This window comes from Halobacterium sp. R2-5 (assembly GCF_011734195.1).
Taxonomy (GTDB): domain Archaea; phylum Halobacteriota; class Halobacteria; order Halobacteriales; family Halobacteriaceae; genus Halobacterium.
Genome location: NZ_JAANTH010000001.1, coordinates 551,487 through 570,986, shown reverse-complemented (window position 1 = coordinate 570,986; position 19,500 = coordinate 551,487). Strand labels below are relative to the sequence as shown.

General features: G+C 71.6%; 17 protein-coding genes. 9 read left to right on the top strand and 8 right to left on the bottom strand.

The window, feature by feature from the left end; genetic code table 11:
* The first annotated feature begins 61 nt into the window (after window positions 1-61).
* Window positions 62-652: a 50S ribosomal protein L15e gene (locus G9C83_RS03055; RefSeq protein WP_167244636.1), complete on the top strand. Its 591-nt coding sequence runs from the start codon at window positions 62-64 to the stop codon at window positions 650-652.
* A gap of 45 nt (window positions 653-697) precedes the next feature.
* On the opposite strand, the gene G9C83_RS03050 is transcribed toward G9C83_RS03055, so the two are convergent.
* The 3 genes from G9C83_RS03050 to G9C83_RS03040 are packed head-to-tail and all read right to left on the bottom strand — an operon-like array spanning window position 698 to window position 4,030.
* Window positions 698-1,216 (bottom strand): DUF21 domain-containing protein, encoded by a 519-nt coding sequence (locus tag G9C83_RS03050; RefSeq protein WP_167244635.1) that lies wholly within the window; start codon window positions 1,214-1,216, stop codon window positions 698-700.
* A gap of 58 nt (window positions 1,217-1,274) precedes the next feature.
* Window positions 1,275-3,014: a DNA mismatch repair protein gene (locus G9C83_RS03045; RefSeq protein WP_167244634.1), complete on the bottom strand. Its 1,740-nt coding sequence runs from the start codon at window positions 3,012-3,014 to the stop codon at window positions 1,275-1,277.
* A 32-nt stretch (window positions 3,015-3,046) separates the two neighbouring features.
* A complete protein-coding gene (locus tag G9C83_RS03040) occupies window positions 3,047-4,030 on the bottom strand; it encodes a carbohydrate kinase (protein ID WP_167244633.1) in 984 nt (327 codons plus the stop codon).
* A gap of 113 nt (window positions 4,031-4,143) precedes the next feature.
* Between G9C83_RS03040 and G9C83_RS03035 the strand changes: the two genes are divergently transcribed.
* The 3 genes from G9C83_RS03035 to G9C83_RS03025 all read left to right on the top strand — a co-directional run bounded on the left by G9C83_RS03035 (window position 4,144) and on the right by G9C83_RS03025 (window position 8,032).
* Window positions 4,144-4,575 (top strand): CopD family protein, encoded by a 432-nt coding sequence (locus G9C83_RS03035; protein ID WP_167244632.1) that lies wholly within the window; start codon window positions 4,144-4,146, stop codon window positions 4,573-4,575.
* A 58-nt stretch (window positions 4,576-4,633) separates the two neighbouring features.
* Window positions 4,634-7,327: a DNA mismatch repair protein MutS gene (gene mutS, locus G9C83_RS03030; RefSeq protein ID WP_167244631.1), complete on the top strand. Its 2,694-nt coding sequence runs from the start codon at window positions 4,634-4,636 to the stop codon at window positions 7,325-7,327.
* Between the two features lie 231 nt (window positions 7,328-7,558).
* Window positions 7,559-8,032, top strand: coding sequence for an FxLYD domain-containing protein (locus G9C83_RS03025; RefSeq protein WP_167244630.1), 474 nt, complete (start codon window positions 7,559-7,561; stop codon window positions 8,030-8,032).
* Window positions 8,033-8,064: 32 nt separating this feature from the next.
* On the opposite strand, the gene nucS is transcribed toward G9C83_RS03025, so the two are convergent.
* A complete protein-coding gene (gene nucS, locus G9C83_RS03020) occupies window positions 8,065-8,766 on the bottom strand; it encodes an endonuclease NucS (RefSeq protein ID WP_167244629.1) in 702 nt (233 codons plus the stop codon).
* A 752-nt stretch (window positions 8,767-9,518) separates the two neighbouring features.
* Between nucS and G9C83_RS03015 the strand changes: the two genes are divergently transcribed.
* On the top strand, window positions 9,519-10,145 hold the full coding sequence (locus G9C83_RS03015; RefSeq protein ID WP_167244628.1) for a DsbA family protein: 627 nt from the start codon (window positions 9,519-9,521) through the stop codon (window positions 10,143-10,145).
* A gap of 399 nt (window positions 10,146-10,544) precedes the next feature.
* On the top strand, window positions 10,545-11,264 hold the full coding sequence (locus G9C83_RS03010; protein ID WP_167244627.1) for a DNA-directed RNA polymerase subunit epsilon: 720 nt from the start codon (window positions 10,545-10,547) through the stop codon (window positions 11,262-11,264).
* Window position 11,265: 1 nt separating this feature from the next.
* On the opposite strand, the gene G9C83_RS03005 is transcribed toward G9C83_RS03010, so the two are convergent.
* The 3 genes from G9C83_RS03005 to G9C83_RS02995 all read right to left on the bottom strand — a co-directional run bounded on the left by G9C83_RS03005 (window position 11,266) and on the right by G9C83_RS02995 (window position 12,930).
* Window positions 11,266-11,613 (bottom strand): thioredoxin family protein, encoded by a 348-nt coding sequence (locus tag G9C83_RS03005; RefSeq protein ID WP_167244626.1) that lies wholly within the window; start codon window positions 11,611-11,613, stop codon window positions 11,266-11,268.
* Between the two features lie 70 nt (window positions 11,614-11,683).
* Window positions 11,684-12,406, bottom strand: a complete 723-nt coding sequence (gene psmA / locus G9C83_RS03000) for an archaeal proteasome endopeptidase complex subunit alpha (protein ID WP_167244625.1) — start codon at window positions 12,404-12,406, stop codon at window positions 11,684-11,686.
* Window positions 12,407-12,489: 83 nt separating this feature from the next.
* The gene (locus G9C83_RS02995; RefSeq protein ID WP_167244624.1) at window positions 12,490-12,930 is read right to left on the bottom strand and encodes a hypothetical protein; all 441 of its coding nucleotides are present in this window, start codon (window positions 12,928-12,930) and stop codon (window positions 12,490-12,492) included.
* Between the two features lie 84 nt (window positions 12,931-13,014).
* On the opposite strand from G9C83_RS02995, the gene G9C83_RS02990 reads away from it, so the two are divergent.
* Window positions 13,015-14,037 (top strand): AIR synthase-related protein, encoded by a 1,023-nt coding sequence (locus G9C83_RS02990; protein ID WP_167244623.1) that lies wholly within the window; start codon window positions 13,015-13,017, stop codon window positions 14,035-14,037.
* On the opposite strand, the gene G9C83_RS02985 is transcribed toward G9C83_RS02990, so the two are convergent.
* Window positions 14,038-15,294 carry a hypothetical protein gene (locus G9C83_RS02985; protein ID WP_167244622.1) on the bottom strand — a complete coding sequence of 419 codons (1,257 nt, stop codon included), beginning with the start codon at window positions 15,292-15,294 and terminating at the stop codon, window positions 14,038-14,040.
* A gap of 110 nt (window positions 15,295-15,404) precedes the next feature.
* On the opposite strand from G9C83_RS02985, the gene mutS (G9C83_RS02980) reads away from it, so the two are divergent.
* Window positions 15,405-18,041: a DNA mismatch repair protein MutS gene (gene mutS / locus G9C83_RS02980; RefSeq protein WP_167244621.1), complete on the top strand. Its 2,637-nt coding sequence runs from the start codon at window positions 15,405-15,407 to the stop codon at window positions 18,039-18,041.
* Between the two features lie 47 nt (window positions 18,042-18,088).
* Entirely contained in the window at window positions 18,089-19,498 is a 1,410-nt protein-coding gene (locus tag G9C83_RS02975) for an FAD-dependent oxidoreductase (RefSeq protein ID WP_167244620.1), read from the top strand.
* Window positions 19,499-19,500 lie beyond the last annotated feature (2 nt).

Sequence of the window (19,500 nt, the reverse complement as noted above, 5' to 3'; positions counted from 1 at the left end):
GGACGGGATGTGATTCTCGGGGGAACCGAGAATTGAACCACGCAACGCCCGCGGACAACACATGGCACGAAGCTTCTACTCCCACATCAAGGAAGCCTGGCGGGACCCCGAGGACGGGAAGCTCGCCGAGCTCCAGTGGCAACGCAAGCAGGACTGGCGAAAGGAAGGCGCCATCGAGCGCGTCGACCACCCGACCCGGCTGGACAAGGCCCGAGAGCTGGGCTACAAGGCCAAGCAGGGCGTCGTCGTCGCGCGCGTCAGCGTCCGGAAGGGCAACGCCCGGAAGTCCCGCTTCAAGGCGGGCCGCCGCACGAAGCGGCAGGGCGTCAACCGCATCGGTCGCGCGAAGAACCTCCAGAGCATCGCCGAGGAGCGCGCGTCCAAGAAGTACGTGAACCTCCGCGTGCTGAACTCCTACTGGGTCGGCGAGGACGGCTCGCAGAAGTGGTTCGAAGTGATTCTGCTGGACCCCGAGCACGGCGCCATCCAGAACGACGACGACCTCAGCTGGATCTGCGACGACAGCCAGCAGGGTCGCGTCTTCCACGGGAAGACGAGCGCCGGGCAGCGCGCCCGCGGCCTCCAGACTCGCGGCAAGGGCGCCGAGCACCTCCGTCCGAGCACGAACGCCGGCAAGCGCCGGAAGTCGTAGCGGTTCACTCCTCCCGTTCTTTTCCGCCGCCCAGCGGCGGCGCCGTCAGTCCTCCTCTAGCAGCTCCTGCTCGATGTCGGGGCTGCCGCCGGTCGCTCCGGCGACGCCGCGCGTGAGCGCGTCGAAGAACGCGACGAGCGGCCACAGCGCGAGCCCGACGTACTTCAGCGGCCGCGCGGCCGTCAGCGCCCACGATTCGGCGTTCGCGAGCCCCCACGACTTGGGGAGAATCTCCCCGCAGACGAGCACCAGCGACGTGGCGACGAGCGTCGTTCCGACGACGGCGAGCTCGGGCGGGAGGTACGCGACGAGTATCACGGTGAGGATGCTGGAGACGGCGATGTTGACGAGGTTGTTCCCGACGAGGATGGTGACGAGCAGCCGGTGGGGGTCCTCGCGGAGGCGTTTCAGCGCGGGGCCGCGGTCGTCGCCGGCGGCGAGCGCGTCCAGCCGGTCGGGCGTCAGCGAGAACAGCGCGATTTCCGTACTGGAGAAGAACGCCGACACCGCCAGCAGGACCGCGACCGCGGCCAGCGACGCGAGCACGGAGAGTTCGATCGGCATGCGGGCAGCGATGGCGACCAGCCACTAAGGCGTTGGCACACGGCCCTCGGCGGTTCCCTCACTCCGTCCACTTGGCGTCCGCGAGCGTGCGCTGGACGGCTTCCTCGCCGACGGCGCGCGCGAGCGTCTCGTAGCCCGCGCGCTCGGCGCGGTCGCTGGCGTCGGCGACCAGCCGGGAGACGATGAACTCCGGCGTGGACTTCCCGACGGTGCCGAAGCGCGGCTGGTAGTCCACGAGCAGGTCGAGGTCCTGGCTGAGGCCTTCCGCGAAGATGCCGTCGGTGCGCGCGACGTCGGGCAGCGGTTCGAGGTCGTCGGCGAGGTGGGTGACGAACACGCCCAGCGCCTGCTCGTCGACAGTGAGCGTGACGAGGCCGTGCAGGAGGTCGGCGGCGCTCCCGGGCTCGGTGATGGCTTCGAATTCGTCGACGAGCATCAGCGTGCGGTCGCCCGCGGCCAGCGGCGGCACGACGGAGTTCAGCGTCGCCTCCAGCACGCCCGCGTTGAACGACGCGTGCCGGCGGTGGAAGACGACGGAGTCGACAGGTCCGAGTTCGACGCGGTCGGCGGGCACGGGCAGCCCCATCGCGGCGAGCACGGCGACCTGGCAGAGCGTCTCCAGCAGCGTCGTCTTCCCGCCGGAGTTCGCGCCCGTGAGCACGGCGACGCGGTCGCCGGTCGGCGGGTCGAGGGAGTGGTCGCCGACCGCGTACGTCACCGGCTGGACGTCGCTTCCGTCCGCGGCCAGCGAGAGGTTGCGCGCGTTCTCCACGGCGATGGCGTCCGCGTCGACGAACTCGGGGCGCGTGAGGTCGTAGGCCTCCGCGAAGCGTGCGAGCGAGACGTCGACCGCGAGGTCGCCGACCGCCGAGACGGCGGCGTCCACCTCGTCGCGGGCGTTCGAGATGGCGCCGCGGAGCTCCGCCGCGACCGCCTCCTCGCGGTCGCTTTCGTCCTCGCGGACGTCGTCGGCGAGCGCGCGCAGCGTCGTGCTCACGAAGTCCGCGGCGTCCGTGGCGTCCGGCTCCGCGGCGTTGCGGACGCGCCGGGGCTCGACGTCGGTCTCGCTGGCGACGTACTGGACGAACGCCTCGCGGAACTCCTCGGTGCCCTCGACGCCCTGCGAGCGCACCGCTTCGAGCACGTCGAACGTGTCCCGTTCGAGGCGTTCGAGCGCGCGAGCGTGCTCCCGGAGCCGGTCGAGTTTCGCGTCCGCGCCGTCCGCCACCCCGTCGCCGTCGAGATAGCGCAGCGCGTCCGCGGCGTCCTCCAGGGCGTCGGTGTCGAGCGCGGTGACGGCCGCGAACACGCCGGCGTCGTCGCCGACGACGTCCTGCAGGGCGAGCGCGGTCTCGACGGCCGCGCGCTGGCTGTCGCCCGCGTCGTCGTGCGCGTCGAACGTGTCGAGGACCGCCTGACGGGTCTCCTCGCCGAAGCGGACCCACGTCTCGCGGGCGGCCTGCACGTCGTCGAGGCGCTCGCGCATCTCGTCGCGGTCGGTCAGCGGCGTGCGCACGCGGATGCGGTCGGCGGCGCCGGGCGTGACCGCGTGACCAGCTGCGAGCGCGACGAGCTCCTTGTAGACGGCGCGGGCGTCGTCGGTCGCGAGCGCGTCCATCCCCTCCCCGCCGTTCGCGCGCCGCAGGATGCGCGTCGCGCGGCCCCGCGAGATGCCGGCGTCGACGAGCGCGCGGACGTCCGCGGACTCGATGGCGTCGACGGCGTCCGCGACGCCGAGTTCGGTCTCCAGTTTGTCGGCGGTCTTCGGGCCGACCCCCCAGTACTCCTCTAATCGCATACCTGCGACTGTGCGACCACGGGGGTAAAGGGTTACGTGGACTGCGAGCGTTCCGAGGCGAGCAGCGCGCGGACCGCCTCGTCGTCCGGGAGCGCCGCCATCCCGCCGGTCTCGGTCGTCGTGAGCGCGGCCGTCGCGTTCGCGTACTGGAGCACGTCCGCGAGCCGGGACGCGCCCATCCCGGGCTCGTAGGCCGCGAGCGCGCCCGCCGTGAACGCGTCGCCCGCGCCCGTCGTGTCCACCACGTCCACGTCGAACGCTGGTTCGGAGCAAGTGACGCGCTCCCTGCTCGACCGGCCCGCGACGACGGTCGTACCGTCACCGCCCTGCGTGAGGAAGACGGTCTCCGGGCCAAGGTCGAGGAGTTCGGCGGCGCTCTCTGGGTCACTGCGTGCGCGCTCGGCGAGGCCGAGCGGCTGGAGGTCGTCGGGGCTGCAGAACAGCACGTCCGCGAGTGCGAGCGCGTCGCGGAGCACGTTGCCGGCGGCTTCGGGAGCAGCCCAGAGGTCGGGGCGGGCGTTCGGGTCGAACGAGACCAGACAGCCCGCGTCGCGGGCGCGCTCGGCCAAGTCGAGCGTTGCGGTGCGGCCAGCGTCGTTCGCGAGCGCGACGCCGCCGACGTGGACGCAGTCGTAGCCGGCGAGCGCGTCGTCGGGGACGGTCCCCGCATCGAAGTCGAGCGTGGCGGTGTCGCTCTCGTAGAACGTGAACGAGCGGTCGCCGCCCGGCGTCGGGCTGACGACCGCGAGCGCGGTGGCCGCGTCGCCCTCGACGACGAATTCGCCGTCGAGCCCGCGGTCGGCGAGCGCGTCCCGGAGGTACGCGCCGAACGCGTCGGCGCCGAGCCGCGTCCAGAACGCGGGCGGGCTGTCGAGGCGTGCGAGCCCGGCGGCGACGTTCGCCGGCGCGCCACCTGCGCGGTGGACGAAGCCGTCGACGGTCGCGAGGTCGCCGGGGCCGGACGGGAACAGGTCGACGAGCGTCTCCCCCGCGACGAGAATGCGGTCGGTGCGCACGCGTCCGCCGACGCCCTACTGGCACTTAGTCTCCGGCGACGCGCCCGGACGCGTCGGTCGGTACCGGCCGGAGACCGACGCGTTATTTCCCTCCGTCTGCGAACCCGGAAGCGATGAGCTTCGACATCACCGCCGCCCGGGTCGTCCACGTCGTCTTCGGGGCAGCGTGGACCGGGAGCACGCTCGCCGTCGCGCTGTTCGTCGTGCCCGCCGCCCGCCGCGGCGTGCTCGACGCCGCACCCGTCGAGTGGATCGCCGACCGCTTCGCGAAACTCAGCGTCGCCAGCGTCCTCGCGATGCTGCTGACCGGCGGCCACCTCGCCGGCAACCTCTACACGTTCGAGGCGCTCGCGGGCTCCTCCCGCGGCCACCTCGTGCTGGGGATGACCGGCCTCTGGCTGGTGCTCGCCGGGCTCGCGCACGTCGCGACGAGTCGCCTCACCGCCGGCCACGACGTCGAGTCCGCGGCCGACAGCGCGACACCGTGGTTCGGTGCCGCGGCCGTCGTGAGCGTCGCGCTGCTCGTGCTCGCCGGCCTGCTCTGACGCGAGCGAGGCGCGCCAATCGGTGAGCATAACAGCGCCCGCCCCGTTGCCTTCGGGCATGGACGCGGCGCTCGGGCCACCCGACCAGATGGCCGAGAACGAGGGCGACCTGACGCCGATGATGAGCCAGTACTTCGAGCTCACGCGGCGCTACGAGGACGCGCTCGTGCTCTTCCAGGTCGGGGACTTCTACGAGCTGTTCTGCGACGCGGCGGAGGCGGCCGCCCGCATCTGCGAGATCACGCTGACGGCCCGCGAGGACTCCACGGGCCGGTACCCGATGGCGGGCGTGCCGATAGACAACGCGGAGCCGTACATCGACGACCTGCTGGACGCGGGCTACCGGGTCGCGGTCGCCGACCAGGTGCAGGACCCCGACGAGGTCACGGGGGTCGTCGACCGCGCGGTCACCCGGGTCGTGACACCCGGGACGCTGACCGAGGACGAACTGCTCGCGGGCGACGACAACAACTTCGTCGCGGCGCTCGCGGCAGACAGCGTGGCGCGCAGCGCCACGGGAACGGCGAGCGGGGAATCCCGCGAGTCAGGTGGGTTCGGCCTCGCGCTGCTGGACGTCTCGACGGGGGACTTCTACGCGACGAGCCTCCCGAACGCGGCGCGCGTCCGGGACGAACTCGGACGATTCGCGCCCGCGGAGCTCGTGACCGGGCCGGGCGTCGCAACCGACCGCTTCGAGGACGGGACGTTCGTCGCGGAGTACGACGACGCGGCGTTCGACGCCGAGCGCGCCGGCGAGACCGTCGAGGCGTACTTCGGGAGCGCGGACGCGCTCGCGAGTGACGCCGAGGTGGCGGCCTGCGGCGCGCTGCTGGACTACGCCGAGTACACGCGAGGGGGTGAAGATGGCGACCGGCTGGACTACCTGAACCACTTGACGCGGTACGACCCCCGCGAGTACCTCCAGATGGACGCGGTGGCGCTCCGAAGTTTGGAAGTGTTCGAGCAGCGCAGCGTCCACGGCGCGGAGGGCACCGCGCTCGTGGACGTCGTCGACGAGACGGCGTGCGCGCTCGGCCGGCGGACGCTGACGGACTGGCTGCGCCGGCCGCTGACCGACACCGACGAGATCGAGGCGCGCCACGAGGCCGTCGGCGAACTGCTCGCGGACCCCCTCACTCGGGAGGAGCTCCACGAGCACCTGCGGGACGTCTACGACGTAGAGCGCCTGATTTCCCGCGTCGCGCGGGGCCGCGCGAACGCTCGGGACTTGCGCGCGCTGAAGGACACCCTCGACGTGGTGCCCGAGATTCGGGGCCTGCTGGCGGACGCAGACAGCGAGAAGCTGCGCGAGCTGCGCGCGAACCTCGACGACCTCCCCGAGATTCGGGACCTGCTCTCTCGGGCCATCGTCCCGGACCCGCCCCAGGAGCTCACGGAGGGCGGCGTCATCCGGGACGGCTACGACGAGACGCTGGACGACCTCCGGGAGACCGAGCGCTCGGGCAAGCAGTGGATCGACGACCTGGAGGAACAGGAGCGCGAGCGCACGGGCGTCGAGTCGCTGAAAGTCGGCCACAACGCGGTCCACGGCTACTACATCGAGGTGACGAACCCGAACCTCGACGCGGTGCCGGAGAACTACCAGCGCCGGCAGACGCTGAAGAACTCCGAGCGGTTCGTCACGCCCGAACTGAAGGAGCGCGAGGACGACATCGTGCGCGCCGAGCAGCGCTCCCAGGACCTCGAGTACGAGCTGTTCTGCGAAGTACGCGACCGAGTCGCCGAGGAGGCCGAGCGCGTGCAGGCGACGGCGGCGGCGGTCGCGGCCGTGGACGCGCTCGCGTCGTTCGCCACGGTCGCCGCGAGCCACGACTACGCGCGCCCCGAGGTGGGCGGCGACGGCATCCACGTCGAGGGCGGGCGCCACCCGGTCGTGGAGCGCACGGAGGCCGGGTTCGTGCCGAACGACACCGGCCTCACGCCCGAGCGCCGGGTCGCGGTCATCACGGGTCCGAACATGAGCGGGAAGTCGACGTACATGCGCCAGGTCGCGCTCATCGTGTTGCTCGCGCAGGCCGGGAGCTTCGTCCCGGCGGGGAGCGCGGACCTGCGCGTCGTCGACCGCATCTTCACCCGGGTGGGCGCGAGCGACGACATCGCGGGCGGGCGCTCGACGTTCATGGTGGAGATGACGGAGCTGTCCTCGATTCTGCGCGCGGCCACCGAGGACTCCCTGGTGCTGCTCGACGAGGTCGGCCGCGGCACGTCGACGACGGACGGCCTCGCCATCGCGCGCGCCGTCACCGAGTACGTCCACGACGAGCTCGGCGCGACGACGCTGTTCGCGACCCACCACCACGAGCTCACCGCGGACGCCGACCGCCTCGACGACGCGCTGAACCTCCACTTCGGCGCGACGCGCGCAGAGGACGGCGTCCCCGCGAGTGAGACGAGTGGGGGTTCGTCGTGCGAGCACCGCGAGTACGACGGCATTACGTTCCAGCACGAGGTCCGAGAGGGCCCGGCGACGGCGTCCTACGGCATCGAGGTCGCGCAGACCGCGGGCGTCCCGGAGACGGTCGTCGAGCGCGCCCGCGAGTTCCTCGACGCGCCGGAGCCGTCGGACGAGGAGTCGGACCCGACCGGAGCGTCGGCGTCCGAGAGCGAGCAGAACGGCAGCGGGGACGCCGAGGACAGCGACCTCGCGTCCCGACTGGACGAGATCGACATCGCCGAGCTCACTCCCGTCGAGGCGCTGAACGTCCTCAACGAGCTGAAGCGACGAACGTAGCGGGAAACCCGCCGAGGGCGGGCCGCTCGTGGCCGGGCCTACCGACTGTTTGGCCGCGGTTACGGGGCGGAAGCGACGCCCGGCTTTTTCCCCGTCGTCGCCGTCACGTTCACACCCGGGTCGGTTCTCGGCGAACGCGAGACCACCGACGACTGCCGAGCGCAGCGCGCCGGCTCCGCCGGGACACACTACTCTCTAAGGAAAATGAATCGAAGAACACTCCTCCGGGCGGTGAGCGTCGCGGCGGCGAGCGCGGCACTGGCCGGCTGTACGGGGCCGGGTTCCGACGAGAGCGCCGGAGCGGCCGACGAGGCGGACGCCGCGGCGGTTATCGTCCGGAACGCCCCCGAGAATCCCGGCCCCTACGAGGAAGGGGTCGCGCCGCTGACGAACCACGAGTCCGAAGAACTGGCCCTCGAGAACGTGCAGTTCCAGCGCGCGGGCCAGAAAGGCCTCGTCGTCGCCGGCGACCTGACGAACGCGTCCGACCGCGCGTTCGAATCAGCCAGCGTCGAGGTGACGCTGTACGACGCGAACGAGAACCAGGACAGCATCCTCGACTCGGCGAGCAAAGAGTCGACCCACGGCGAGCTGGCGGCCGGCGCCACGTGGCAGTGGGCGGCGACCTTCGAGGAGGTGCCCGAGTTCGAAATCGACCACTACAGCGTCGCGGCGACCGCCAACTACGCGTCCGAGAACGGGTAGGATACCGTAACCGGACAGAGCACGGTCACTCGCTACGACACGGCAGAGAAAGCGAGCCCGCTCTCGGCGAGCAGGCGGCGAGTCTTCTCCGTGACTTCGGGCGCGACGAGCACGCCGCGAACGTCGGCGTCGGCGTGGAGGTCGCGGCGGAGCGCGTTCACGTACCGCTCCAGCTGGGAGGCCGCCGACGGACCGGCGCGGCGGGCTTTGAGTTCGACGACGACCACGGCGCCGTCACGACCGCGGCCGTAGACGTCCACGGGACCGGCGGGCGTCTCGCGCTCCGTGCTGCGCGGCCGGAAACCGGGTTCGACGAGGTCGGGGTTCGCGAGCACGCGCTCCTTGAGGTCGGACTCGGTGCCGGACACCTCGGCGTCGGCGTCCGCCGGGTCGAACGCGGCGGCGTGGTGGACGGCGTCGAGCCGCACGGTGAGCGCGTCCGCGGCGTCGCCGTCGCCGCAGCGGAGTTCGAGAGAGCCGTCGGTGGCCTCGACGTCGACGCCGCCGCCGGACGCCCACGCGTCGGGGTCGCGGCCCGTCGCGCCGTGGACGAGCACCGTGTCGTCGGGCTTCCAGAGGACGCTCCGGACGCCCGCGGGGAGCCGGCGCTCGGCGCGTCCCTCGAAGACGGTTGCGCACTCGCCGACGAGCGAGACCGCGAGGCCGCCGCTGCGGGCGTCCGCGGCGAACTCGGCCGCGCGGGCAGCGTCGGGGTTCGAGAGCGCGCGAGTCACGGCACCAGATAGACGGCGGACGGGAAAAAGCGCGTGGATGCGACGCTACCTGAGGGCGGGCGACGGCGAGCGCTCGCGCTTGTGCGTCGAGGCCGGCAAAGAGCACGCGGCCACGGCCGACACGGCACGTCGGTACAGGGGAAAAGACTCCGCCGAGCGGCCGGCCGCTGCCGGCCGACGGCGCGAGAGTCGAGTGTCGCCATCGAACGTTAGACCACTGCGGACTGGCCGTGTACGGAGGACCCGTACGGGGGGACACCAGCCACGCACGTGAGCGGTGACCGCGAACTGTGGAAGGCGTTGTGGCGAACATCTTCTCGGGTCCCCGACCGTTCTCGGTTTAAGTGGTTCTGGCGACAAGGGATAGATACGAAGGACTTCTCCCGAGCGTTGCACCGACCAGCCGTGGCTGTCAGTCGAGTGGCTCCTGTCGAACCACGAGAGCCCGTTCGCTCCCCGTCGTCCGACCCCCGCTCTCGCTTTAAGTATCTCTGGCGACAAGGGATAGATACGAAGAGCTTCTCAGCGCGCTACGCCCCGTAGCCGCGGTGCCGTCGTTCTCCCACGCACGAGAGATAGCGGTGTCGAGCCCAAACTCCGACGTTTCTTTAAGTGATTCTGGCGACAAGAGGTAGATACGAAGGACTTCTCGGAGACACCGACCGCGTAGCCGCTGCCTCGTCCACGCCGGACTCCAGCGGGAACCCCCGCCAGCACGGGCCTTTTCGGCGAGCGCGTCCTACGTGTAGGCGATGAGCGACGCCGAAGCTATCACGGTGTACTCGGACTACGTCTGCCCGTTCTGCTACCTCGGCCGACAGTCGCTGTCGACGTACCAGGACGAGCGCGAGGAAGAACTCAACGTCGACTGGCATCCCTTCGATCTGCGCGCCCAGAAGCGCGGGCCGGACGGCGAGATCGACCACGACGTCGACGACGGCAAGGACGACGAGTACTTCGAGCAGGCCCGCGAGAACGTCGAGCGCCTCCGCGAGGAGTACGGCGCCGACGAGATGGTGATGGACTTCTCCCGCGACGTGGACTCGCTGGACGCGCAGGCGGCGTCGCTGTACGTCCGCGAGGAGCACCCCGAGCAGTGGCTGGAGTTCGACGTCGCGATCTTCGAGGCGCTCTGGGAGAACGGCCGCGACATCGGCGACGTGGACGTGCTCGCGGAGCTCGCGGCCGACGTCGGCCTCGACGCCGACGAGCTCCGCGAGGTCGTCGAGACCGAGCAGTACCACGACGAGCTCCGCGAGCGGTTCCGTGAGGCGCGCGAGCACGGCGTCACGGGCGTGCCGACGTTCGCGTACGACGGCTACGCGGCCCGCGGCGCCGTCCCGCCGTCCCAGCTCCGGCGGCTCGTGGAAGGCGAGTAAACCAGTATGGACGGCCCGGCGTGCGGCCGGGGCGGCTCTCGCTTTAAGTAGTTCTGGCGACAAAGGATAGATACGAAGGACTTCTCCCGAGCGTTGCACCGGCCAGCCGTGGCTGTTCTCGGAATCCGAGGCCAACTCGCGAGCGGCGAGCCACCCCCGATTCTCTTTAAGTGATTCTGGCGACAAGGGGTAGATACGAAGAGCTTCTCAGCGCACTACGCCTCGTAGCGACAGCGCTGTGGTTTCCAGCGGCCAGCGGCAGCGAGACCGCTCGCCGGCCCTCTTTAAGTGGTTCTGGCGACAAGGGGTAGATACGAGGAGCTTCTCAGGGACCCCGACCGCGTAGCCGCGGCGTCGCCGGCCGAGAGTTTAAACCCGACGAGGCCGGATGGACGTGCAATGAGTGCAGACGGAGGCGACCACGTCCGCTGGGAGACCCGCGACGAGCGCCGCGTCGAGAACCGGCCGGGTTCGGGCGCGCTCTCCCGGGCGGAGGCCCAGCGCGACACCACGGTCCGAAAGTGGGGCGTCGTCTCCCCGAGCGCGACCGTCATCGGGCGCGCGGAGTCCCCGGACGCGGACCTCTCGGAGAGCATCCGGCGGCTCCACGAGGAGCGCCACACCGCGACCGAGGGCCACAGCCGCCGCACCCACTACCTCGACCGCCTGCGCACGACGCAGGCGCTCTGTAACGCCGTGGACGTGACGCCGTGGCAGCGCGACGTCGCGCTCGGCGTGATGGGCAACATCGACCTCAGGGAGTTCGGCAGCCAGCGCGCCATCGAGAAGGTCGCGCTCGTGGTCATCCGCCACGTCGTCGACGTCGACCGCCGCCGGTACTTCGGCATCGACGACCTCGACCCCGGCGACCTCGACGCCGACCGCATGAACGACCTCTACGAGCGCTATCGCAGCCACGACGTCACCGACGAGCCCGCGTTCGCGGAGCTCGCCGAGCGCTACGGCCTCGACAAGACGAGCCTCAACCGGCTGCGTCGCGTGCTCAAAGAACAGCTAGGCGACGGGCTGCCGGCGTTCGGCCGGGACCCGAACCGCGACCCCCACCTCCCGGACGTCACCGAGCGTGACGTCCCCGAGGAGCCGGCGAGCGACGACTAGCTCAGTCGAGGTGCTCGTCGAGGAACGCCTCGATGTCGTCGCCGCCCTGGAACCCCTCGGCGAGCCGCCCGACTTCTTCGCCGTCCTCGACGAGCACGAGCGTCGGCGCGCTCCGGACGTTCCACTCGTCGACGAGCGCGATGTCGTCGCCAGGGTTGGCCATCGCGACCGTGATGCCCGTTTCGCGGGCGACGTTGCCCAGCACGGGCTCGATCGCCTGACAGAGCGAGCAGCCCTTCGTCCAGAAGTCCACGAGCACACGGTCGTGCTCGTCGAGGACTTCGCGGAGTTCGTCGCCGTCGGCGACGCGAATCGGCTTCTGTGCGCTCTGCTGTGACTCTGTACTCATACGAAAACGTAGGGGACGAGCGCGGAAAAGGACTGCTGCCGGGGCGTGAACCGCCGCTCTCGCGGGAGCGTTACTCGAGGTCGTCGAGGTGTTCGGCGGTCTCCTCGGTCTCGAGTTCGCGGAACAGCCCGGTCTCGGCGTCCACGGTGGCGACGCCGACGCCCTCCGGGGAGAGGTCGTCCTCGCGGCCCTCGCCGAGCGCGCGGAGCGCGAGGTCGACGCCGTCGTCCAGCGACAGGCCCTCCTCGTAGTTGTCCTCGAGGAACTCCTGGATCGCGGAGCGGTCCGAACCGATGGCGACGGCCTTCCACTCGTTCGAGGTGCCCGACGGGTCCGTCTCGAAGAGGCGGGGCTCGCCGTCGGAGACGCCCGCGATGAGGAGCGCGACGCCGAACGGCCGCGCGCCCCCGACCTGCGTGTACTGCTGGATGTGGTCGGTGACCTCCTTCGTGAGCGTGCGGACGCCGATGGGCTCGTCGTAGCGCACGCGCTCGACCTGGGACTGCTGGCGCGCGTGGTCGATGAGCTTCCGGGCGTCGGCGACGTGGCCGGCGCTGGCGGCGCCGACGTGGTCGTCGACCTTGTGGAGCTTCTCGACGCTGGAGCCCTCGAGGAGCGGCGACCGGGTGCGCTTGTCGACGACGAGGACGACGCCGTCCTCGGTGCGGACGCCGATACTGGCGGTGCCTCGCTTGACCGCTTCCCGCGCGTACTCCACCTGGTAGAGGCGGCCGTCCGGCGAGAAGATCGTGATACCGCGGTCGTAGGCCTGCTGCTGGTTCTGACCCTGCATTGTCTTCCTTGACACGACGTAAGTCACGCCCACGTAAAGGGCTTTGACTTTCGGCAGGGTGCGCCAGCCGGCCGAATCGCCGGTCAGCCGGCGAACGCGCGCCCGAAGACGAGCGGCGCGACCAGCAGGGACAGCGGCACGAGAATCCACACTTGCCCCGCGAACACGTCGTACTGGCCGACCGTCACGGAGACGGGCGTGCCCTCGACGTAGCCGACGAGGAACTCGAAGCCGACAGTGAGAACCGTCCACACGACGCCGATCGTGACGAGCTCCGCGGTGGCGTACTGGGCGTCCGTCGACGCGAAGAACGCCGCGGAGACGGCGAAGATGACGGCGACGAGCACGAGCGTGCTGACGACGTGGCCGGTGTGTTCGCCGACGCGCGGAATCAGCACGACTTCCCGGAACGCGCCGTTCGCGACGGCGAGGACGGCGAGCACCAGCCAGACGCCGAGCGGCGCGAGGAGCGCGCTCGGGCGGACTGTACCCGCGGCCGCAGCGGTAGATGTCGTCGGAACCATAGGCGTGGCGTCGGCGGCGAGGGGCTTAGTCGTTCCCGCGCCGAAGTCGCGGGGCTACTTTACCCCCGGCGCACAAGCGCGGGTATGGACTCCGGGAAGGCGAGCCGGCGGTTCTTCGAGGACCACGTCGCCGGGCGGACGGGCGCGGACCGCGGGGACGTCCGGCTCGGTCCGACGTACGGCGCGGACTTCGGCGTCGTGGACGTCGGCGATAGCGTGGTCGCGATGGCGACCGACCCCGTGTTCGTGCTCCGCGACCTCGGCCTGGAGCGGGCGGCGTGGTTCGCGTTCCACATCTGCGTCAGCGACGTCTCGCTCTCCGGGCTGCCGCCCGCACATCTCGCGGTGAACCTCAATCTCCCGCCGGACACGAGCACTGAGACGTTCGACGCCGTCTGGGAAGTGTTCGACCGGGAGGCCGAGAAACTGGGGACGAGCCTGACGACCGGCCACACGGGCACCTACGAGGGCTGTTCGTTCCCGACCGTGGGCGCCGCGACAGCCCTCTCGGTCGGCGACCGGGCGGACCTCGTGGTGCCGACTGGCTCGCGGCCGGGCGACCGCGTCGTCGTCACGAAGGGACCAGCAATCGAGACGACCGGGCTGCTCGGCGTGCTGTTCGGCGACGACCTCCCCATCGGCGAGGACGCCGCTGCCGCCGCCCGGGAACGCTTCGAGGACGTCAGCCCCGTACGAGACGCGCTCACGGCGGCGGCCGCCGGGCGCGTGACCGCGATGCACGACGCGACCGAGCGCGGCCTTGCGAACGCGTTCCACGAGCTCGCGGCCGCCGGCGGCGTCTCGCTGGCGGTCGAGCGCGACCGCGTACCCGTCCTCCCGGGCGTGCGCGAGGTCTGCGAGTACTTCGATATCGACCCGTGGACGTCGTCCAGCGAGGGCACGGTCGTCGCGACGGTCGCACCCGGGGACGTCGACGCGGTGCTGGCGGCGCTCGACAGCGAGGGCGTCCCGGCCGCCGAGGTCGGCAGAGTCGAAGAAGCGGGCGGCGCGCGCGTCACGGCGGACGGCGACCCGCTCCCGGAGCCCGAGTCCGACCCGCTGTGGGCCGCCTACCAGACCGGCCGCGAGCGCTTCCGGGGCGAGTAGCTACGCCGCGACGGTGACGTTCCCGGCGGCGGACGCGCGCTCGACGAACGACTCCGTGCCGGCGAACGCGACGACCGTCGCGTCGTCGACGCGCTCGACGCGGAAGCCGTCGGCGCCGTCGGGTTCGCCGCCGAGCGCGCGGGCGGCCGTCTCGAACTCGTCGGCGTCCGCGGGCGAGTCCCAGCGCGTGACCCACGCCAGCGAGCGCGTGCCTTTCGTGCCGAACGCGACGACGCGGTCGTTCCCCCAGCCCGCGCTCGCGTTCACCGCGGCCGCCCGGCCGACGGCGTCCCGGAGCGCGATGCGCGTCAGGAGTTCGCCGGCGCGCGTGGTCGGCGAGTTCGCCTGCGGGTACGTCTCGGTCTCGACGGTGACGTTCAGCGGGACGGGGGCGTCGGACGCGTTCGGGTGGAGGACGTTCTCCGTGGTCTCCGGCGGATCGTCGTACACTGCGCCGAGGTTCTCGGACGAGTCGATGGTGGCGTTCACGTACCGATGGCCGAAGTGGTACGCCGACCAGGCGACGCGACCCCCCGAGGAGGCATTCGCGTAGGCGGCGGCGATGCGCTCGGACTGGAGGGACGTCTCCGGGAGGTATTCGCGGGTGTAGGCGTCCGTGACGAAGACGGCGCCGCCCTCGACGAGCGCGCGGCGGGCGAGCCGCTGGTCGAGCGCGACGCGTTCGAGGGAGAGCTCGCCGAACCACGGCACGGGCTCCTCGCGGAGCTGGCCGACGTGGACGAACTCGTGGGCGAGCACCTGCTCGACGCGCGCGGGCCCGGCGTCCGCGGGCGAGAGGTAGACGGTCGCGTCCAGGGTCGTCAGCCCGGTGGGCTCGCTGCGGTCGAGCGCGGGGTCGGAGACGCCGAACAGCCGGAAGAACGGCACGCTGTCGTAGTCCGCGGTCTTGTACCCCGAGAGGTCGCGGACGACCACGCGCGTGCGCTCGTACTCCGCGCCGAGCAGCCGCTGGACGCGCTCGTGGGTCGCGTTGGCGGCCACGTCGAGGTCGCCGTCGACGACCACGCCGTCGGGAGAGTCGGTCGTCGGGTCGCTGCTGGTCGTCGCGGTGGCGTCGGCCTCCGTCGTCGCGGTGGCGTCGGCCTCCGTCGTCGCGGTGGCGTCGGCCTCCGTCGTCGCGGTGGCGTCGGCCTCCGTCGTTGCGGGCGCGGTCGCGCCGGGCGCAGTCGTGCTCGGGGCGGTACACCCGGCGAGCGCGAGGAGGGCGCAGACGAGCACCGTCCGGGTGGCGTCCATGCGAGACGTTTCGGCGACCGGACACTAACTGGTTGCGGTGGGGACGACGCGTCCGGAGGGTTCTTGGCGACGCGCGGCGAGGTTCCGACGATGCGAGCGAGGGCCGAGCCATGGGGATAGTCGAGGAGTTCCTCGACCTGAAAGACGGGACGGACGCGGACCTGCTCGCGATGCAGGTCGGGGACTTCTACGAGTTCTTCGCGGAGGACGCGCGCACGGTCGCGGACGTCCTCGACCTGCAGGTCTCCGAGAAGTCCGCGCACGGGTCGTCGTACCCGATGGCGGGCGTGCCGGTCGACGACCTGACGCCGTACGTCGCGACGCTCGTCGAGCGCGGCTACCGGGTCGCCATCGCGGACCAGATCGAGGACGGCGCCGACGACATCGAGCGCGAAATCACCCGGGTAGCGACGCCCGGGACGTTCGTGGACGTGACCGGCGCGGACGCCCGCTACCTCGCGGCGGTCGTGCGCGACGACGCGTGGGGGCTGGCGTTCGTGGACGTGACCACCGGCCAGTTCCACGTCGCGGACGCCGAGACGGAGACGGACGTGCTGACGGAACTCCATCGCTTCAGCCCCGAGGAGGTGCTGCCCGGGCCGGAGTTGCGCAGCGACGACGACTTCCTCGGCGCGCTCCGCGAGCGGGCGGACGCGACGCTGACGCTGCACGAGGCGTCGGCGTTCGCGCCCGGGAAGGCAGCTCACAGCGTGCGCGAGCAGTTCGGCGACGGCGCGCTCGACAGCCTCGGCGTCGACAGCGACAGCCCCGCGGCCCGGGCGGCGGGCGCGGCAATCGACTACGTCGCGGCGACGGACGCGGGCGTGCTGGCGTCGCTGACGCGGCTCCAGCCGTACCGCGCGGACGACCACGTCGAACTGGACGCGACGACCCAGCGCAACCTCGAACTCACGGCGACGATGGGCGGCGAGGACGACGGAACGCTGTTCGCGACGCTCGACCACACGGTGTCCGCTGCTGGCGGCCGGCGGCTGCAGGCGTGGCTGACGCGCCCGCTGCGGGACCGCGCGGAACTACAGCGCCGGCAGGCGGCGGTGGGCGCGCTCGCCGAAGCCCCGCTCGCGCGAGACGCGCTCCGGGACGTGCTCGGCGGCGTCTACGACCTCGAACGGCTCGCGAGCCGCGCCGCGGGCGGTCGCGCGGACGCGACGGACCTGCTGCGAATCCGGGAGACGCTGGCGGCGCTCCCCGAGGCCGCGGACGCGCTCGAATCCGACCCCGAGCTCGCGGACTCGCCCGTGACGGGGGTGCTAGATGGCGTGGACCGCGAGGCGGCCGCGGGCGTGCGCGCCGAACTGGACGCGGCGCTCGCTGACGACCCGCCGAAGACGCTCCGCGAGGGCGGGCTACTGCGCGAGGGCTACGACGACGAGCTAGACGAACTACTCCGAGAAGCCCGCGAGCACGAGCAGTGGCTCGACGGGCTCGCCGCCCGCGAGAAGGACCGACTCGGCGTCACGCACCTGCAGGTCGACCGGAACAAGACCGACGGCTACTACATCCAAGTGGGAAACTCCGAGACCGACGCGGTCCCCGAGGAGTACCGCGAGGTGAAGTCGCTGAAGAACTCCACGCGGTACACCACCGAGGAACTGGAGGAGCGCGAGCGCCGGATTCTGCGCGTCGAGGAGGAGCGCGGCGACCTCGAATACGAACTGTTCGACGGCCTCCGCGAGTGGGTGGGCGGACACGCGGAAGCGCTCCAGCGCGTCGGGCGCGCGCTCGCGGAACTGGACGCGCTCGCGAGCCTCGCCGAGCACGCCGCCGCGAACCGCTGGGTTCGCCCGGAACTCGTAGACGGCGACGACCTCGCAATCGAGGGCGGCCGCCACCCCGTGGTCGAGCAGACCACGGAGTTCGTCCCGAACGACGCCGCGTTCGGCGACGGGCGGCGGTTCCTCGTCGTCACGGGTCCGAACATGAGCGGGAAGTCGACGTACATGCGCCAGGTCGCGCTCATCGTGTTGCTCGCGCAGGTCGGGAGCTTCGTGCCAGCGGACAGCGCCCGCGTCGGGCTCGTGGACGGCATCTACACGCGCGTCGGCGCGCTCGACGAACTCGCGCAGGGCCGCTCGACGTTCATGGTGGAGATGCAGGAGCTGAGCCGCATCCTCCACGCCGCGACCGAGCGCTCGCTCGTGATTCTGGACGAGGTCGGCCGCGGCACGGCGACCTACGACGGCATCTCCATCGCGTGGGCGGCTACCGAATATCTGCACAACGAGGTCCGTGCGAAGACCCTGTTCGCGACCCACTACCACGAGCTGACGGCGCTCGCGGACCACCTCGCGGACGTCGCGAACGTCCACGTGGCGGCGGAGGAGCGGAACGGCGACGTGACGTTCCTGCGGACGGTGCGGGACGGCGCGACGGACCGCTCGTACGGCGTCCACGTCGCCGACCTCGCGGGCGTCCCCGACCCGGTCGTGGACCGCTCGCGGGAGGTGCTCGACCGGCTGCGCGAGGAGAAGGCGGTCGAAGCGCGCGGCTCCGCGAGCGAACCCGTGCAGGCGGTGTTCGACCTCGAATCCGGGACGTTCGAGGCGAGCGGCGGGAGCGACGAACGGGGCGTCGAGAGTGCCGCGGACGGCGGCGAGGCCGGCGGGCTCGACCCCGAGGCCCGGGAGGTGCTCGACGACCTGCGGGGCGTGGACGTCGAGGAGACGCCGCCGGTGGAACTGCTCTCGCGCGTGCAGGAGTGGCAGCGGCGGCTGGACGGGGAGTGACGAGCGCCGAGGCCGTCTTTATAGTCCAGCCGGCCGTCGCGTGAACTGTGTCAACGTTCGTCGTCGTCGGCGGTGACGCCGCCGGCATGTCCGCCGCCAGCAAAGCGAAACGGGACGACCCCGACCTCGACGTCGTCGTCTTCGAGAAGGGCGAGTGGGTGTCGTACGGCGCCTGCGGGCTGCCGTACTACGTCAAGGGCGAGATCCAGTCCCTCGACGACCTCGTGTCGGTCACGCCCGAGGAGTTCCGCGAGGAGCGTGACGTCGACCTCCGGACCGGCCACGAGGTCGTCGACGTCGACCCCGAGAGCCGAGTCGTCACGGCGCAGAGTGACGACGGGGAGCTGCGACAGGAGTACGACCACCTGCTCGTCGCGACCGGGGCGGAAGCGGTCACGCCGTCCATTGAGGGGATGGACCGCGAGGGCGTCTACACGCTCGGGTCGATGTCGGACGGGCGCGACCTCCGGGAGTACGTCGGCCGGGCGCGCTCCGACGAGGACCTCCAGCAGCCCGACCGCGGGCCGGCGTGCCAGTTCCTCGAGACGTGCAACGGGCCCGTGGGAATCGTCGGCGGCGGGTACATCGGCGTGGAGATGGCGGAGGCGATCGCGGCCAACGGCTTCGAGGTCCACCTGTTCCAGCGCGGCGACCGCATCCTGAAGGAGTTCAGCGAGGCGACGAGCGAGGCCGTCCTCGACCACCTCCGCGACGAGGACGTCGCGGTCTACCTCGGCGAGGAAGTCGAGGGACTCGCGGGCCGCGACCGGGTCGAGGCAGTCGTCACGGGCGACGGGCGCGTCCCGGTGGAGATGGTGCTCGTCGGGACGGGCGTGCGTCCGCGGACCGACCTCGCCGAGGACGCCGGTATCGAACTCGGGGAGACGGGCGCAATTGCGACCGACGCGTACCGGGAGACGAACGTCCCGGACGTGTACGCGGCCGGGGACTGCGCCGAAGCCGAGCACGTCGTCACCGGCGAACCGGCGCACGTGCCGCTGGCGCTGACCGCGAACCGTCACGGGCGAGCGGTCGGGAAGACCGTCGCGGGGGAGCCGACGGAGGGCGGCCGCGTCGCGGGGACGGCGGCGGTCAAAGCGTTCGAGATGGAGGCCGCCCGCACCGGCGTCCTCGACCACGAGCGCGCCCGCGAGGCCGGCTTCGAGCCGATGACCGAAACCATCGACGCGAAGTCCCGCGCCGGCTACTACCCGGAGGGCGGGACCGTACGGGTGACGCTCACCGTCGACCGGCCGTCCGGCCGCGTGCTGGGCGGGAGCCTCGCGTCCGAGTACGGCGAGGGCGCCGTCCACCGGAGCCACGCGCTCGTCGGCGCGGTGACCGAGGGCGTCGCCGTCGACGAGCTCTCGAACTACGACCTCGCGTACGCGCCGCCGTTCAACACGACGTGGGACCCCGTGCTGACCGCCGCGAAAGTGGTCGACGGCAAGCGCTGAGT